The sequence below is a fragment of the Adlercreutzia equolifaciens genome, from assembly GCF_029076695.1.
GTDB classification, from domain to species: domain Bacteria; phylum Actinomycetota; class Coriobacteriia; order Coriobacteriales; family Eggerthellaceae; genus Adlercreutzia; species Adlercreutzia equolifaciens_A.
The window spans coordinates 547,819-563,654 of record NZ_JARFIK010000002.1; the positions used below are offsets into that span (position 1 = coordinate 547,819).

13 protein-coding genes and 2 tRNA genes are annotated in these 15,836 nt (G+C 61.7%); 5 read left to right on the plus strand and 10 right to left on the minus strand.

Annotation, left to right across the window (positions count from 1 at the left end):
- Positions 1 to 36 precede the first annotated feature (36 nt).
- Positions 37 to 112: transfer RNA gene (locus tag PZH32_RS08095), tRNA-Arg, on the plus strand.
- A 152-nt stretch (positions 113 to 264) separates the two neighbouring features.
- On the opposite strand, the gene PZH32_RS08100 is transcribed toward PZH32_RS08095, so the two are convergent.
- From PZH32_RS08100 to PZH32_RS08110, 3 genes are all read right to left on the minus strand, one after another.
- Complete coding sequence (locus PZH32_RS08100; RefSeq protein ID WP_275207443.1) at positions 265 to 1,662, minus strand: sulfite exporter TauE/SafE family protein; 1,398 nt, start codon at positions 1,660 to 1,662, stop codon at positions 265 to 267.
- A 3-nt stretch (positions 1,663 to 1,665) separates the two neighbouring features.
- Positions 1,666 to 2,301, minus strand: a complete 636-nt coding sequence (locus PZH32_RS08105) for a DUF2318 domain-containing protein (protein ID WP_275207445.1) — start codon at positions 2,299 to 2,301, stop codon at positions 1,666 to 1,668.
- A gap of 222 nt (positions 2,302 to 2,523) precedes the next feature.
- Positions 2,524 to 2,597 (minus strand) — tRNA-Gly (locus tag PZH32_RS08110).
- A gap of 220 nt (positions 2,598 to 2,817) precedes the next feature.
- On the opposite strand from PZH32_RS08110, the gene PZH32_RS08115 reads away from it, so the two are divergent.
- Positions 2,818 to 5,259, plus strand: coding sequence for a hypothetical protein (locus PZH32_RS08115; protein WP_275207447.1), 2,442 nt, complete (start codon positions 2,818 to 2,820; stop codon positions 5,257 to 5,259).
- Between the two features lie 9 nt (positions 5,260 to 5,268).
- Here the strand turns inward: PZH32_RS08115 and PZH32_RS08120 are convergent, their stop codons facing one another.
- On the minus strand, positions 5,269 to 6,033 hold the full coding sequence (locus PZH32_RS08120) for a GTP pyrophosphokinase (RefSeq protein ID WP_275207448.1): 765 nt from the start codon (positions 6,031 to 6,033) through the stop codon (positions 5,269 to 5,271).
- Between the two features lie 91 nt (positions 6,034 to 6,124).
- Complete coding sequence (locus PZH32_RS08125; protein ID WP_275207449.1) at positions 6,125 to 7,363, minus strand: MFS transporter; 1,239 nt, start codon at positions 7,361 to 7,363, stop codon at positions 6,125 to 6,127.
- A gap of 115 nt (positions 7,364 to 7,478) precedes the next feature.
- On the opposite strand from PZH32_RS08125, the gene PZH32_RS08130 reads away from it, so the two are divergent.
- Positions 7,479 to 8,354, plus strand: a complete 876-nt coding sequence (locus PZH32_RS08130; protein ID WP_275207450.1) for a LysR family transcriptional regulator — start codon at positions 7,479 to 7,481, stop codon at positions 8,352 to 8,354.
- Positions 8,355 to 8,368: 14 nt separating this feature from the next.
- Here the strand turns inward: PZH32_RS08130 and PZH32_RS08135 are convergent, their stop codons facing one another.
- Positions 8,369 to 8,587: a hypothetical protein gene (locus tag PZH32_RS08135; protein ID WP_275207451.1), complete on the minus strand. Its 219-nt coding sequence runs from the start codon at positions 8,585 to 8,587 to the stop codon at positions 8,369 to 8,371.
- A 116-nt stretch (positions 8,588 to 8,703) separates the two neighbouring features.
- Between PZH32_RS08135 and PZH32_RS08140 the strand changes: the two genes are divergently transcribed.
- The gene (locus PZH32_RS08140; RefSeq protein ID WP_275207452.1) at positions 8,704 to 9,489 is read left to right on the plus strand and encodes an aminoglycoside 3'-phosphotransferase; all 786 of its coding nucleotides are present in this window, start codon (positions 8,704 to 8,706) and stop codon (positions 9,487 to 9,489) included.
- A gap of 58 nt (positions 9,490 to 9,547) precedes the next feature.
- Here the strand turns inward: PZH32_RS08140 and PZH32_RS08145 are convergent, their stop codons facing one another.
- Positions 9,548 to 10,465: a DMT family transporter gene (locus PZH32_RS08145; RefSeq protein WP_275207453.1), complete on the minus strand. Its 918-nt coding sequence runs from the start codon at positions 10,463 to 10,465 to the stop codon at positions 9,548 to 9,550.
- 362 nt (positions 10,466 to 10,827) lie between these two features.
- Here PZH32_RS08145 and PZH32_RS08150 point away from each other — a divergent pair, with 362 nt between their 5' ends.
- Entirely contained in the window at positions 10,828 to 11,340 is a 513-nt protein-coding gene (locus tag PZH32_RS08150; protein WP_275207454.1) for a GNAT family N-acetyltransferase, read from the plus strand.
- Here PZH32_RS08150 and PZH32_RS08155 read toward each other — a convergent pair.
- From PZH32_RS08155 to PZH32_RS08165, 3 genes are all read right to left on the minus strand, one after another.
- Positions 11,337 to 12,383 carry a hypothetical protein gene (locus PZH32_RS08155; RefSeq protein WP_275207455.1) on the minus strand — a complete coding sequence of 349 codons (1,047 nt, stop codon included), beginning with the start codon at positions 12,381 to 12,383 and terminating at the stop codon, positions 11,337 to 11,339. The genes PZH32_RS08150 and PZH32_RS08155 overlap by 4 nt on opposite strands.
- 251 nt (positions 12,384 to 12,634) lie before the next feature.
- A complete protein-coding gene (locus PZH32_RS08160; RefSeq protein ID WP_275207456.1) occupies positions 12,635 to 14,194 on the minus strand; it encodes a flavocytochrome c in 1,560 nt (519 codons plus the stop codon).
- Positions 14,195 to 14,346: 152 nt separating this feature from the next.
- Entirely contained in the window at positions 14,347 to 15,813 is a 1,467-nt protein-coding gene (locus tag PZH32_RS08165) for a helix-turn-helix transcriptional regulator (protein ID WP_275207457.1), read from the minus strand.
- Between the last annotated feature and the right edge of the window lie 23 nt (positions 15,814 to 15,836).

Sequence of the window (15,836 nt, forward strand, 5' to 3'; positions counted from 1 at the left end):
CTATAATGGCAAACCGTCGAGACGGCTCGACCACAGGCGCCCATGGCTCAACGGATAGAGCATCGGACTTCTAATCCGACGGTTGCAGGTTCGATTCCTGCTGGGCGCACCAGGGAATTGCAGGCCAGAGGGGTAAAGTCCTCTGGCCTTTTTATTTTAACGAGGGGCGCAGCGGGCGAAGACGGGGCAAGAAGGGGAGAACGCGGCAGGGATCGCGCGCGGAGCGTGCCTGTTCGCAGTTTCCTTCTCCCAGGGCAAAGCCCCCTACACGACGGTGATGGTGTTGCGAATCATGCCCATCCAACAACTGTAGGTGTAGGTGCCCGGCTCGGTGGGCGTGAACGTGACGGTGTTGCTGCCCGCCGTCAAAGGCAGATCAATGTCGAAAGGCGTGATAAGTATCTCGCTGTTGCAGCCATTGAGGGCGGCTTCCTCGGCAATAAAAGTCCAGGTGACAGGAATATCTGCCTTAACCTGCACATCTTCGTAGCTGCCGGGCTGCACGTGGGTTGTTAGATACTGGGCGTCTCCCTGCACGGCGGCCACCTGAACGCCTTCGGGGGCCTCGGTGCCGGTAGCTGCCAGGGAAACCGTCGGAGTTGCCGGCAGGTTAAGGCCCGAGAGCGCCAGGCCGTTGCCGGCCATGAAAAGACCAAAGGCCACCAGCAAAATGCCCCCGGCCTGCATCATGAGGCGCCGTGCTTGGCTCTTAAGGGCGGAGGCGGCGATGCCGACGACGAGGACGAGGGGGATGGTGCCCAGACAGAAGAAAAAGAGCGAGAGGGCCCCTTCGACGGGACTGCCGGTCGAGACGGCGTAGAGCTGCATGGCCTGCAGCGGGCCGCAGGGCATGAACCCGTTCGCAAGGCCCAAAGCGAAGGGGCCTCGCGAGCGGAATCCGCGAGCCAGGGCGGCCATGCGGCGGGCAAGTTGACGGGGGAGCAGGGGCTCAAGCTTGCGAAAAGGGGAGACTCCCAGAGCGAAGGAGAGACCCATAACCACCATGGCAATGCCGGCAAGGGAGGCAACGGCCCCCTTGACAGGCACGGCGATGACGAGAGCCGAGCCCAGGAGGCCCAGAAGGGCTCCCACGGCGGTGTAGCTTGCTAAGCGGCCAGCGTTGTAGGCCAGGCTCGATAGTCCGCAGTGCCCCCATGTGCGTCGTCGAGAAGGCGCGGTCGACGAGGGAGCCTTCTCGACAGCCGAAATGCTCTGAGCCAAATTGATGCCACCGCACATGGCAACGCAGTGGACCGAGGTTGCCACGCCCAGCAGAAAGAGGGCGACGAAGCCGGTCTCTTCGGCATCAACCAGCGGCACAGCCTGGAAGATGGCGCCGAGACCCAGTTGATGGGCGATGACCATAAGGCCTGCAACGATGACAACCACTGCCAGCAGGTTGGTTCGGGAGGAGCGCGTGGGAACGGCGATAGTGTAGCCGGCTTTCTCGATGGCGCCATGGATGTCGGCAAGCGTGCAGGGGGCGCTGTAGGTGATGTGCGCTGTTTTCGAGGCCGTGTCCGCATGAGCCTCATGCACGCCCTCAAGGGCGGTGAGGGCCTGTTCAACGGTATTCTCGCAGGCTGTGCACATCATTCCTTCGACGGAGACGACAATGCTTTTGGAGTTTTTCGACGCCGCGGGGGCGAAAGACGCTGTCATGGCTTAGAAGTTCTTCCAATTATTGAAGGCGCTGACGAAGCCGTCGAGCACTGAGGTGTCGAATGAAAGAACGCCATCGGATTCCGTAAAAGAAGAGGCGCTGATGGGCGCTGGATTGCAACCGCCGCTGGCAATGCCTACCTGATCGAGGGAGAAGACGCTTCCGCAGTTTTGGCATTGGAGGCCGTCGGCGGTTTCCACGAAGTACGCGTAGGGCGATCCATTGCAGACCTGGCAGGTGTTGAGGGCTGCCCGAGTTGTGCCGTCGGAGGCTTTGAGAGCCATAAACTCGACGGTGGTGCCGTTGGCATCGTAATCGAAGAACTGAGGAGTATGGGAGAGCGTTGAGGTGTCGATGGAGACGGTGCCGTTGACGGGCTGGAGCACGATGGCGCTCGGGTCGCCCTCAGTCGACGGGGAGGCAGCGGCCGAGTTCGACGCGGTGGTGGCCGTCTTAGGAGCAGCTGAGGCTTCGGAAGCGGTCAGATCAGCAGGCGCGGTGCCTCCGTTTGCGAGCGGCAAAGCGACGCTTACGACGGCAGCAAGAGCGATGACGATAGCTGCCAAGGGCAGGGGCCGCAGGAGGGGATGTCCGGTCTTTTGCGGGGAAGAGACGTTCTCGTGGGAAACCGAGGGCATGATCGTCCTTTCGTACTAACTTGTAGGGCAGTCAAAGTCTAGTGAATAAGTAGACAATATGACAGGACGTCAAGAAGAATTCCACAAGAGCGGTTATGGAAAAAACCGAACGCCGGAAGAGGGGTGGGGCGATAGGGGGCGATTTCGCGTCCTCGGGTTGACGCTTCGTGCGGCGCTGAAACAAAAACAACTCCGCCAGATTGACGGAGTTGCGAGGTTTTCTGGAGCGGGTGACGGGAATCGAACCCGCGTTATCAGCTTGGAAGGCTGGAGTTCTACCATTGAACTACACCCGCAAAATGTAGCCTGAACAGTATAGCGCATCGCGCCCCCTGCGCAACGAGAAAACAGAACTGCGTTGCAGGACGCCCTGTGAGACGGTTGGCTGTCTCAGTTTTTGACCAATTGGAATCGCGGTATCAACTGGGAATTGTCAGAGTTTTATTGCCCGTGGATCATTATATTAGCTTGCGCATAATCAAGTCATCACAGAGCTCTTGAAGGAGATGACTGATCATGCGATCGACGAAAATAATCGCCACCATCCTCACGGTGCTGATGATGGCGATGTTTGTTCCCGCGACGGCTTTGGCAGACGCAGCTAATCCTACGTTCTCGGGCGGCAGCGGCACTGAGGACGACCCGTTCCTTATCAGCACGGTGGATGATCTCGCCGCGCTGGACGAGGCGGTTGAGAGAGGCAACGGGTTCAAAGACGAGTACTTCAAGCTGACCGACGACATCTCGTCGGGTTGGAATGACTTCCGCGGTGTGGGCAGCAATTCAGATCCCACCACCGCTACGCCGTTCAGCGCCACGTTCGACGGCGCCGGACACACGTTGAGCGGGCTCACGCTCGACCAGGGGCTCTTCGCGTGCGTGAGCGATCTTGCGCACATAAAGAATCTGACCGTCGAAGGCACGGTGAACGCCCGGGCCGATAATGCGGGCATGATTGTCGGCAGTGTCGTGGACGGCGTGGGCTCCAATTTGGACGGCGTTGTTGCCCAATGCACCGCCCGGGGCACGGTGAATGGGGGCACCCACGCCAATATCGGCGGTATCGCGGGCAACGTGCAGGCCCATGTGCCCATCTCGTCGTGTCTGGCCGACTGCTCCATCACATCCACCGCCTCCGGCAATGCCAACGTGGGCGGCATTGTGGGTTTGGCTCCTGCCCCTTGGCTTACCTCCTGCACCTGGACGGGCACTATCACGGCAGCCGGCGACAATGTTGGCGGTCTTGTTGGCTCGGTAGAGGGAGCGTTGAGGAGCGAGTCCGCTTTTTCTGTGTCTGCCTCATACGTCGAGGGCACCATTGCGGGAGGCGCAAAAGTCGGTGGAGTCATCGGATCTGCCTCTGGCGATCAGCAGCGCTCGTCGTCCGACCTCACAATAAGCAATTGCCGTATTCAGGCCGATGTCACGGGGACGACCGATGTCGGTGGTGTGCTCGGCTATAACGATGCGGGAAGTGCGGGCATGTCCACCACTATCGACGATAATCTTCTCCAGGGAACCGTGACGGCGACGGACGCGACGAGCGGTTATGCGGGTGGCATCGTCGGATACGCGGTCACCGGCGCCAGCAAGAACAGAGGCGCCACCCCCTCCTTCAATGCCATTATTCTGGATAGCGTAACAGGAGGAGCCAACGCGGATGACGCGGTGCATGCGGGCGCGGTATGGGGCGGTTCGGATGACGGCATCAACAAGCCATCATGGAACTACACTTGGCGCCATATGCTGCTGAATGGATCCGAGGTTGTGACAGGCGGCGTCAGTAGTCAGAACGGAGAGGAAATCGGCCGTTGCCAGCTCTACGATGCTGCGGTCGTGCCGGAGCCCATGGATACTTGGAGCACCAATGTATGGACTATTGAGCCCGCGCATGCGCCTCTCTTGAACAACCTGCCCGCAGGTTCGCCTGCGCAGACCGATTGGCCTCCCTATCAGCCGATCGAGGTGGCCGACTCCGAGGCGCTGTCGCACCTTACCTACACCGGCGAGCCTTATACCTTCCAGAACCTCGATGTTACCTATAAGGGAGAGCCGCTGGCCTTCAATACGGATATGAGCAAGACTGATTACACCATTGTGATTACCGATAGCGCCGGCAATACGGTGGAGGAAGCGACGGATGCCGGCAACTACAAGCTGACTATCACCACCATGCTCCTCGGGAAGGCGGGCTGCAGGATAGCGCGCACCTACGACGTGTGCATTTTGCCTGAATCGCTGGCGGACGCCGAGGTGAGCGGCACCTTCCAGAAGACTTACAACGGTAAGCCCCAAGTAGCCGATATACAGGTAGCACTCGATGGGCGTTCGCTGGTGGAAGGCACTGATTACGTGGTTCATTACACCGGAGACCACACGCAAGTAGGAACCTATCCCCTGGATATCGAGGGTATCGGAAACTACACGGGCAGCATCCCCGATTACTCGCTGGCCGTGGTGGCGGCCCCGTCGAGCGAGGATCCAACAGCGCCCCAGAATCCCGATCCGACGCCGTCAACGGGAGATACCGATCCCGTTGATCCGACGCCGCCGGCAGGCGATGGCGATTCGACCGACTCGCATGTGGATCCTGGCACTGATCCGGGGACGGATCCGACGCCGCCAACGGATGACAGCGAGGCGGCGGATCCGAGTACGCCCAGCGCTGACCCGGGCAATGAAGCACCGGCGGAGCCAGACGCAAACACCGAGGATGAGCCCGCGACTCACGAGGACGAAAGTTCGGCGAGTACGGGGAGTGCCTCGGAGACCGCTGGGCAGCAGCGCCAGACAACCTCCAAGAGTGCTTCTGCCGCTGGGGGACAAAGGACGCTTCTGCAGACCGGCGATACCGCTCCCGTAGCGGGGGCGGTGGCCCTTGGGACGGCAGCTCTGGCAAGCGCGGCGGCCGGTGCGGCGTTGCTCCTGGGTCGTCGAAACCGCAAGCAAGAGCGATAGGGGTTTGGCCTACTCCTCTTCCATTCCGTCCAGATAGTTGCGCAGGGCCTGCATGCGGGCGTCCATGTCGGCGGCCACTTCGGCCAGGTCGGCCAGCTCCGCGGCCACGGCGGCGGCCGTTTCTTCGTCGAGGTCCTTCTTGTAGCGCAGCTGGTGTTCCAGCGAAGCCCAGAAGTTCATGGAGATGGTGCGCAGCTGCACCTCCACCTTCACCAGGCGCTTCTCCTTTTGGAGGAAGATAGGGGTCTCGATGATGAGGTGCAGGCTGCGATATCCGCTCGGCTTGGGATTCGCCACATAGTCGCGCCGCTCGATAAGCGTCGCGTCGTCTTGGGCCAGCAGGGCTTCGGCCAGGGTGAACATGTCCTCGGGGAAGGTGCACACCACGCGCACGCCGGCCACGTCGTAGATGTTGCGCTCCACCGACTCCACTGACAGAGGGAATCCCTTGCGCACCAGCTTCTTCGCCAGACTGTCGGTGCTCTTCAGGCGCGTTTTGATGGACTCGATGGGGTTGCGGTCGTGCTGCAGGCCGTATTCGGCGTCCAGTACGCGAAACTTCGTCTCCACCTCCATCATGGCGCATTCGTAGTAAGTCATGAGCCGCTGGTAGGGGCCGAAGTTGCGCTCCATCATCTGCGCGAACTCGTCGCTTTCGGCAAGCCGCGCCACCATCTGCGAGGCAATCTCCTCGCGATGCCGCCGCACCAGATCGAGCATAGGAGTGCTGTCGCTGAAACGGGTGCTTCCGAGAGCATCATCAAGCAGGGCCATAGGTTCTCCTTCTCCGCGTTGCTTGAACCCATTAACGCACAGGACGGGAAGGGGTGGCGCAAACTCCTCGGTTTATGCGGAACCTGCCTTTCTATCGGTTCCGTATGTTCGCCGAGGCGAGGGCAGCCAGGGCGCACAGTGCGGCGTCCAGCACCCAGAGCACCGTGTAGCTGCCTGTGGCTCCCAGGAGCACCCCGCCGAGCCACGCGCTGAGGAAGCCGCCGATCTGGTGCCCGAAGAACAGCACGCCAATAAGGGTAGCTGCCTCGGCCAGCGAGAACTGCTGGTTGACGAGGCCCGCCGTGGGGGACACGGTGGCGTCGCCGGTGAGGCCAAGGCCAGTGCTGAACAAGATGGCCGTGGCGAGCGTCTTCGGCATGAGGAAAATGAACGCCAGCACCCACAGGGCTCGAAACCCGTAGTAGAACACAAGCAGTCGCCCCTTCGGCACCTTCACCGACAGCCAGCCGGACAGAAGCGCGCCGAAGATGGTGGCGATGCCGTAGAGCGAGAAGGCCCAGGAGGCGCTGGTGGCGGGGATGCCGTAGGAGAGATATTGGGAGAACAGATGGGACTCGATGATGACCATATGGAACCCGCAAGTGCTGAACCCGGCCACCAGCAGTAGGAACGTGCGGTTGGAGAAGGCGCGGCGGAACAGGCCGGGGCTGGATTGGTCGGCGGTGCGGGGCGATTGCGAATCTTCGGGCGCATCACTTCTCCCGTCAGCGCTCGTCACCACGAAGGCGATGGGCACAAGCGCTGCCACGGGTACAAGCAGCGTGGTGAGGGCGAACGAGGTGCCGCCGGCATCCAGGAGCCCCTGGATGGTGGGGGAGAGGACGAAGGCGCCCAGGCCGGCGGCGGCGTTGAGCATGCCGGAGATCATCATGGCCCGCTCGGGCCCCACGCGGCGCATGGCCGAACTGAGGATGAGTCCGAAGGCCAGGGCGCCGGCTCCCAGGCCGAACAAGAGCCCCAGCGAGCAAAAGAGCGCCCAGAAGTTGCGGGCAGCGCTCATGCCCACCAGGCTGGCTGCCAAAAGAGCGGTGCCGCACAGCAGAACGAACCGATTGGAGCGCCGCGCCGCCAGCAAGCCGAAGGCCGGCTGGGCTGCCCCGAACACCAGGTTCATCACGGCGATGCAGAAGCTCACGTCGGCGTAGGGCAGACCGCAGTGCTCTGAAAGCGGTGTGAGCAGAATGCCGATATCGCCTCGCAGGCCGGCGCCGACGCCGTAGAGCACGCAGGCAACCAGGCCGAAACCGATGGCGGCCGCCAGGCCCATCGACGCATTCTGGCGCTGCGGCGCACGTTGTCTTGATTGCACGGGAACCTCCTTGGTCAACTTTCGGAGGTTTATTCTCGAAGATGCGATACCATTAGTAAAACGAAACTATCTTATGTGGTGTTCAGATTTTCTAATAATGAGGGGAGGCTCATCGGTGGATACGCGAAAGTACGAGGCGCTCAAGCGCATCGTGGAGCGAGGGCAGTTCTCGAAGGCGGCGCAAGATCTAGGCTACACCCAATCGGCACTCAGTCAGATGATAGCCGGGCTGGAAGCGGAGCTGGGCCTGAAGCTTATCGACCGCACGCGCACGGGCAGCCGCCTTACCCTGGAGGGCCAGGAGTTGTTTCCCCTGATGGAGCAGGTGCTGAACGCCCAGCGCGCTGTGGCCGAGCGAGCGGCGGCCATCAATGGCCTGGAGACGGGCGTGGTGCGTATGGGCACCATCGCCAGTATTTCCGCCCATTGGCTGCCGAGTCTCATCCGATCCTTCGAGGAGGAGCACCCGGGCGTGCGCTTCGTCATCCATCAGGGCGACTACACGCTCATTCCTGAATGGATTCGCAGCGGTCTGGTGGATTTCGGCTTCGTGAACCCGGCGGCGGTCACCGGGCTGCAGACGCGCGTACTGAAGACCGGGGCCATGTCAGCGGTGCTGCCCGCCGGCCATCCGTTGGCGCGGCGGCAACGGGTGCCGTTGGAAGAGCTGGCGCGCGAGCCGTTCATCTTGCTGGAAGAGGGCGGCTACTACGAGCCCTTGGAAGCCTTCGCTGCTTGCGGTCTTGAGCCGCAGGTGAAATTCACCATCCACGACGATTACTCCATCATGGCCATGGTGCACGAGGGTTTGGGTGTCACCGTGCTGGCCAACCTCATCATGGAGAAGTGCCCGTACCCCTTGGAGGTGCGGCCCACCGATCCGCCCATCACCCGCACTCTGGCGCTGGCCTACAAGGACGAGGGCCGCCTCCCCATAGCCGCCAAGCGCTTCATGGCCCACATCGAAGCCGCAGCCGACACGCTGCCGTGAGACAGCCAACCGTCTCAGGCCATTTCGCTCTCGTTCGTCTGTTCCATCTCGCGTGCTATTAGGTCGCGGGCGATGCCGAAGGCCTCGATACGCCGCGTTGCCAGGGTAATCTGAGACTTGTAGCGCGCGGGCTCGTCTTTGGCCTCCAGGGTCTTCTTCGTCTCGCGTAGTTTATGCAGCGTGGAGTCGATCTGGCGTAGCGCCTCGTTCAATTCTTTCTCGGTGTAGGACATGGCTGTCTCTTTCGTGCGGCCGGTGCGGATCAGGCTATTATAGGAAAGTGCTCGGGCGTGGCAAAGGCGGTTAGGTGCGAGCGCAGCAGAGGAAGACCCGTGCTTGGGGAGGGCGTATGCAGAAGCAGTTGTTAGCGGTTATTCCCGGCGAAGTGCCATGGGAGGTACGTGAGCTGGTGGGCAAGGCTCCCGTATGGGATAGCTCTTGCTCGCCCGAGGCTCGCGTGTACTATGTGGAGCGCGCAGGCGGCTGCTATGTGAAGCGCGCTGCGAGGGGTTCGCTGGCGCGCGAGGCGGCCATGGCGCGCTATTTTCACGAACTGGGCCTCGGCGCCGAAGTGCTGCTGTATCTTTCGGGCGAGGACGATTGGCTGGTTACGGCGGCCGTGCCGGGGGAAGACGGGGTAAGCGATACGCATTTGGCCGACCCGCAGCAGCTGTGCGACGTGACGGCCACGGCGTTGCGGGCGCTCCACGAGTACGACTTCTCCGCATGTCCCGTGCAAGACCGCACAGCCGAATACCTTGCTTTTGCCGAAGAAGGCTATCGTGCGGGACGCTTTGACGCCTCGCTCTTCACGGGAGGCTTCGCTTTCTCCTCAGCTAAGGAGGCGCATGACGTGCTGGAAGAGGGGAGGGGCGAGTTGCAGAGCCGTGTGCTGCTGCACGGCGACTACTGTCTGCCGAACATCATGCTGAACGCATGGAGGGTGTCCGGTTTCATCGATGTAGGCTGCGGGGGCGTGGGAGACCGCCATATCGATCTGTTCTGGGGCGTTTGGACCTTTGCCTTCAATCTGAAAACCGATCGCTACCGCGCCCGTTTCCTCGATGCCTACGGAAGAGACAAGGTAAACGAGGAGCTACTGCGCGTCGTAGCCGCCGCCGAGGTGTTCGGCTAAGCGCACCAGGCCTCCGTCGCTGCGGTTGGTTGTCTCGCGGGCACTGGGATGAGACGAGTCAGACGGTTGGCCGTCTCACGGATGCCCTCTTCGTTTTCTTGCTCTGCGAAAGTGCCAGGCCGACGATGGTGAGGGCGATACCGCTGACGATAAGAGCGTTCAGCGGCTCGCCGAGGATGAGAATCGAGGCGGTGGCGGTGATGGCGGGCACCAGGTAAATATAGGCTGTTGTGGTGGTAGCGCCCAGGTGCTTGACGGCAGCGCCCCAGGTGACGAAGCAGGCCGCCGAGGCCACCGCGCCCAGGAACAGCAGGTTCGCCGTGTTAGCGGGATTGGCGAAGCTGCTTGCGGCGGGGATGCTGCCGCCGAACAACAACGTGACGGGTACGATGAAGACGAGGCCCCAGAGGAAAATGCGCTTGGTGGCCGCTACGGTTTCATAGCCGAGATCGCCAATGCGTTTGACCAGCAATGAATAGATGGCCCACACCACTGCCGCGCCTAAGGCAAGCAGGTAACCCAGTACGCTTGCGGCGTCCAGACAGAGCAGTGTTACGGTTCCGGTGCTGCCAAGCCCCACGGCGAAAAGGCCCATCATGGCCACGACGAAACCGAGGAAGAACCGGGCGTTCAGGGCGGATCGATCACCGAGGATGACCTGGAACAGAGCGGTGAACAGGGGAGCAGCGGCCACGATGACGCCTACAGCGGTGGCCGTGGCCCACTGCAGGGCAATGTTCTCCATCAAAAAGTAGGCGGCCACGCCTGTAGCCCCCGCAGCCACGAAAAGCAGCTCATGGCGGCGCTCCTTCAGCGTGAGGATGCGGGGTCGCAGCGCGCAGAGGCCCAAAAAGCCCACGGCGAAGCGTAGGAGCAGAATCCAGAAGGGCGAGAAATCCGCCAGAAGCACCTTCGTGGACACGAAGGTGATGCCCCACACGAACACCGTGAACAACGCAATCAGGTGGTACCGCACCGCTTCTTCGCTCCCTTTCTCCTTGATGTGTCAGCCTACTCTACCGCATTCGCAGCGGGCGATCTTGAACAGGATTGCGAGCGGGTGCGTGAGACGACGTTGAAGCCTAGAATTTTGACCGATGATGTCAAATTCAGCTGAATTGCTGCATTCTATTCAAAAGTGGGCCGCGCGATCCAGCGGAAATGGGAGGTTGTCGCTGCACTGGTGCATCAAATTAGACCTTTTTGCCACTCGCATGCATCAATCCGAGAGTATTTGGCATGAGGGCTTCGACTTTATCGTCGAGTGCGATATCTCGAATTAGCCGCGCTCTCGCTCCTATATGCTATAGTCCGCTGAAAAGGAACAAGGAGGGCGTTGTGGACATCATCGTTGCGCGGCCGGAGCACGTGGAGGCTATGACGGTTATCACCGACCGTGCCAAGGTCAACATGGCGGCTATGGGTATCGACCAGTGGCAGGCGGGCTATCCCGATCGTGCTACGTGGGAAGCCGACGTAGCCGAGGGCATGGCCTACGTGGGGCTGGAAGGGGGCCGCGTCGTTGCGGTGTTCCGCTACAGCAATACCCCTGAGGCGGCTTATGACACGCTGGAAGGGGAGTGGCTGACGGCCGGCCCCTACGCAACCATCCACCGCTGCGCCGTCGATCCGGACGAGCGCGGGCGCGGCCTTATCGCCGAGCTCTTCCAGTTCGCTTGCGACAAGGCGGCGGCTGAGGGTATGGCTTCGATGCGCATCGACACCCATGCCGACAATGCTCCCATGGGCCGCGCCGTGGAGAAGTTCGGCTTCACGTACTGCGGCACCATCACGCTTACCGAAGGCCCCGAAGCCGGGGGAGCGCGCATCGCCTTCGAGAAAGTGCTCTAGGACGCATCATTGGGGGACGTCTGCCCGTCAAATGCAGAAAGCGGAAGGCGGTAGACGTGCTTGCCTCCCGTCAGGGCGCCGATGCGGTAGCGGGTGCTAGCGGCCTCGAACGGCAGGTACAGAGCGTCGTCGTGCAGGGTGATGCCCTCGCTCATGGGCGGCACGGTCCATGTGTCCACCAGGGTTCGATCGTCCAGATCGTAGCGTGGCACGACGCGCCATTGGGCCAGGTAGGTGCCGTCAGCGGCCAGCGAGCGCGGGTCGTAGACGCGCAGGTGGGAGTTGACGAACCCCACGGAGCATGAAAAAACGAAGCGTCCGTCGGGCAGCGCCGCCATGCCCTGCACCTCTTTCGGCAATGCGTACACGGCGAAAGGCTCGGATGCAAACCCGCAAGGCTCTGTTTCGTCTCGGCGGAAGGCGTACATGACCGCCTTGTCCTTTTGGCCGTCGGGGGTGGTGACGTGCATGCGCCCCGGGGTGTTGAACAGCACGGGATAGTAATAGGCGCCCAGGTAGAGGATATCGTCGTAAATGCCCATGAAGGCCGGCGTCAGGTCGACAAAGCGATGGTCGACGGGGCGAAGCCGCGCATTGGGTTCGGCAGAGGCAAGATCGGCGGCCTCAAGGGCCATAAAGCCCGTTGCCGTGGTGACCAGCACCCGCTGTCCGTCGACGGCCACGGCCGCCCCGTGCCCGCAGTAAAGCGAGCCGTCGGGCAGCTCAATGAAAACAGGGAAGGGATCCTTTCCCTTCGGGCACACATAGAGGGGCGAAGGACCGCCTTTGCCGTTGTAGCCGCTGAAGACAAAACCGTCGCAGGCAGAAAGATAGTCGAGGTCCTGGGGCACGAAATTCTCTGCAAGGCCGGGCGCGTCGAAAGCCGCTTCGGCGGTTGCCAGAAAACGCGCGCAGCGATGGTGCACGTAGTGGCGGTATGCCGCGGCCGCTCCCAGGGGCGCAGCGGCTACGGTGCCCGCGGCGCCCAGTGCTTTTTCCCAGGGACGTGAAGAGGAGGATCTGCGCGAAGAAGTGCCGTTCATGGAATACCGCCTTTGAAGAGGGGCACCGACTTGAGGGGGCGTCCCGGGCCAGGGTCGTAATTAGTTGACCCCTTCATTATCGTGCGATCGGCGAATTGGCGGCTGCGGAGCCACCGTCCTGTGAGTCTTCTGTTGTTCGTTTGAGGGAAACGTTTCTGCCAAGAGGCGATGCTCTGAAAACGGCAAGCGCGCTTCTGCCAAGGTGCAAAAGCGCGCTCAAGCCGAGGGGGAGGGTTGGGTTGTCGGCCAGGTTAGGCCTCGGCCGTTTCGGCTGCTGCCATTTGGCCGGCGATGCGTCCGTTGACCAAGCAGTCGGTGGTGGCGCAAGAGCCCAAGCGGCAGGCGCCGTGAACGCCGCCCGCGGCCTCGCCGGCCGCAAAGAGCCCCGGAATGGGAGTGAGGTCCATATCCAGGACGCGGCAATCCAGATCGGTCTTCACGCCGCCCATGCAGTGGTGTACCTTCGGCCACAGGCGCACGCCGTAGTACGGTGCCTCGTCGATGGGCTGGGCGTCATCGGGGATGGGCTTTTCGAAGTCCTCGTCCACCTTGCTGGCCACAAACGAGTTGTAGCGTTTGATTTCTTCCACAACAGCGTCCACGGGCATCTCGTAGAAGGCAGCGGCCTCTTCCACGGAGGCGAACTCTTTGGTGATGCCGGCGTCGATGGCATCCTGGAGTCCGTTGCCATAGAGCGCCTTCGCGCAGGTAATCTGGATGCAGGGCTCGCCCGTTTCAAGGATGGCGTCGGCGTAGCGCTTGCGGTCCGTTAGCTCGTTGACGATGCGCTTGCCCGTGGCCTTCGACAAAGTGGGGGCGTAACTGGCCTGTCCGTCGGTGTAGAAGGCCGCCACACCATAGCCCTGCTCGTCGGGGCTCATGAACGGAAGGAGCTGGATCCAGTCCGTGTGAACCGCCATGGCGCCGGCCTTGATCGAGGCCTTGAGAGCCTCGGCCGTGGCGCCTTCCTGGTTCGTGCAGTCGACGGTTTCATCCAGGCGCGGATCCTGGGCCATGCGGAACTCCAAGTCGCGTCCGAAGCCGCCCGTTGCCAGAACCACGGCCTTGGTGGCGTGAATGGCGACGGCGGTTCCGCTCTCAACATCGTTGTCCATGGCACCGTCGCGTACAATGGCTCCGATAACACGTCCTTCACCGTTTTGCACCAGCTCGACAAGCATGCGCTCGGTTTCCACGGTAACGCCCATCTCGCTCAGGCGCTCCGACAGCGGGCCGGTCACATTGGAGCCGCCGCCGGCGCCTTGGCAGATAGTGCGCATGATGCTGTGGCCGCCGTAGGGGTACAGATAGGGCTCACCGTTTTCGTCCTGGTCCCAGGTGGCGCCCATCTCGACGGACCACTCCCAGGTTTCGTTGGACTTTTCGGCAATGAGGCGGCACTTCTCTTCGTCGTTCAGGTACAAGCCCGCCACCAGCATATCGTTAACAAAGGCGTCGATGGAGTCGGTGATGCCCTCGCGCTCCTGCACCTTGGAGCCATAGACGGCCATGTCGCCGGCAGCAAAAGCCGAGTTGCCGCCCACGCGATTCGTCTTCTCGATGATCTTAACGTCGGCGCCAGCTGTCTTGGCCTCGATGGCGGCGGCCAGTCCGGCATAGCCGCTGCCCACCACCAGCACCTCGCACTCTTCGTCCCAGTTCATATCCTGAGTGAATCCCGTCTGCGGCAGCTCGTCGGCGCCCGATGCCTTCGGGGCGCAGCCGGCCAGACCCAGCGCAGTCAGGGCGCCGGCCATGGCGGTGCCCGTGATGAAGCGGCGGCGCGATACGTTCGTGGTGATCTCCCTCATAAGTTCCTCCTTGGTATGCTTTGTTGCTCGCATTGGTCGTTTCGACGCTTGCAGCATAGGAGGAAACGGTGTCTCGGCGCACCCCGCCTGAAGAGGGAAAAGCCGAAACCCCCCTTGGGGTGGGGATGCTCATCTGGGGAAACGCGAGGCGCCTATGAGGCTTCCTTGGGAGTGAACAACTCGATGATCTCTTGTTTGGAGTGGACGCCGAGCTTGGCGTAGATGCTCTTCTGGTAGCTTTTGACCGTGTTGCGCGAAAGATACAGCGTCTCGCTGATATAGGCTGCATCGCGTCCTTGGGCCAGAAGTTGAAGGATGTCGCTTTCGCGGTTGGTCAGGCCGTGCTCTGCCGCCAGCTCTTCGGCAAGGTTCTTACGATAGTCGCCGGACTCTTTGGTGAAGCGGCCGAGCTCCTCGTAGGCGGCCTGCATCTCCTTAAGCGCTCGTCGACGTTCGTGGGTGTTGGCAAACCACACTGCCATGAAAATAAGGTAGAGCAGGAAGAAGGCTACGGTGGTGGTGCGGGCAATGTCCGTGCCGTCGCCAACGTTAAAGAGCAGGGCGACGTTGAGGCCGATGAACAGGCCAAAGCGGGGAAGCGCGTAGGTCATGGCCATGGCAGCCAGCAGCTGCGTTCGCGCATGGGCGTAGGTGATGACAACCAGGTAAAACAGCGAGAGCATGACAAGCTTCCAGCCCGCTGCGGCCACAATGTTCAGCGTGACCATGTAGTCGTTCGGCAAAAAGGGGATGAGCAGCATGCCGGAGGCCAAGAGTCCGAAAACCAGGTTGAAGAGAAACGTCGCCGAGGTACGCTTGGCTAGGGCGAAGTATCCCAGAAATACCAGCGCCGCCGCCAAGCCGCCTACTTGGGAAATACCAGCGGTTGCCTTAACGGAAGGCCCAATGCCGGCGGCCGTGGTATCGATGATGCCGTAAACCACCGAAAGGGCGAAGGTGCCGATAATCGACACCAGAAAGACGTTGAAGAAGTCGCGCTGTCCCGAAGCGGTAAGCGGGTCGGGTCCTGAGGCGGTTGCTTCAGGCGTCGCTTCGGAAGGGCAGTCTTGAAACGAGCGCTTCAGACACAGCGCCGAGAGAGCAAGGGCGACTAGCTGAACGGCCAGCAAGAGCGGGGGTGCTGCGAAGGACCAGGCCATGTCCAGGGCCATGCCCACGAGGGCCATGGCGCCGCAGCCGAGAGCGATCTGCTTCGGCGAAAAGGAAGCCAGGGAGGCGAAGAAGAAGGGAGCCGTGAGACTCATACCGGCGCCCGCGCAGACGGCGGAGAAGAGAACAAGGGCGCGACTCAGAGGCGTGACCGTATTGAAGAAAAGCACGATGATGCCCGCGGCCAAGGCGAGGTAGCCAAGGAGGAGACAGGCTTTTTGCGTGGCATCGCTCCAGTGGCGGACCAGCAGAAAGAAGAGGGCGGCGGCAGCGAGCATAGCCAAGTTGAGCACATTGTCGAAGCCTTGCACGGCTTCTTCGGCATGACCTACCAGCCACGTTGAATAGAAGAAGGAAACGCAGACAGCGTAGAAAAGCGAGAATCCTACCGTGGCAACAAGCAGGGCGCGCTGCCTGGAAAGACTCTGGTCGGTTTCTGCGGCTTTCATGGTCCCCTCCTGAAATGTCTCGA

Excerpts from the sequence above, each read along its gene's own strand:
- PZH32_RS08100 (WP_275207443.1), bottom strand. The coding sequence starts at position 1,662 with ATGACAGCGTCTTTCGCCCCCGCGGCGTCGAAAAACTCCAAAAGCATT.
- PZH32_RS08105 (WP_275207445.1), bottom strand. The coding sequence starts at position 2,301 with ATGCCCTCGGTTTCCCACGAGAACGTCTCTTCCCCGCAAAAGACCGGA.
- PZH32_RS08115 (WP_275207447.1), top strand. The coding sequence starts at position 2,818 with ATGCGATCGACGAAAATAATCGCCACCATCCTCACGGTGCTGATGATG.
- PZH32_RS08120 (WP_275207448.1), bottom strand. The coding sequence starts at position 6,033 with ATGGCCCTGCTTGATGATGCTCTCGGAAGCACCCGTTTCAGCGACAGC.
- PZH32_RS08135 (WP_275207451.1), bottom strand. The coding sequence starts at position 8,587 with ATGTCCTACACCGAGAAAGAATTGAACGAGGCGCTACGCCAGATCGAC.
- PZH32_RS08140 (WP_275207452.1), top strand. The coding sequence starts at position 8,704 with ATGCAGAAGCAGTTGTTAGCGGTTATTCCCGGCGAAGTGCCATGGGAG.
- PZH32_RS08155 (WP_275207455.1), bottom strand. The coding sequence starts at position 12,383 with ATGAACGGCACTTCTTCGCGCAGATCCTCCTCTTCACGTCCCTGGGAA.
- PZH32_RS08160 (WP_275207456.1), bottom strand. The coding sequence starts at position 14,194 with ATGAGGGAGATCACCACGAACGTATCGCGCCGCCGCTTCATCACGGGC.
- PZH32_RS08165 (WP_275207457.1), bottom strand. The coding sequence starts at position 15,813 with ATGAAAGCCGCAGAAACCGACCAGAGTCTTTCCAGGCAGCGCGCCCTG.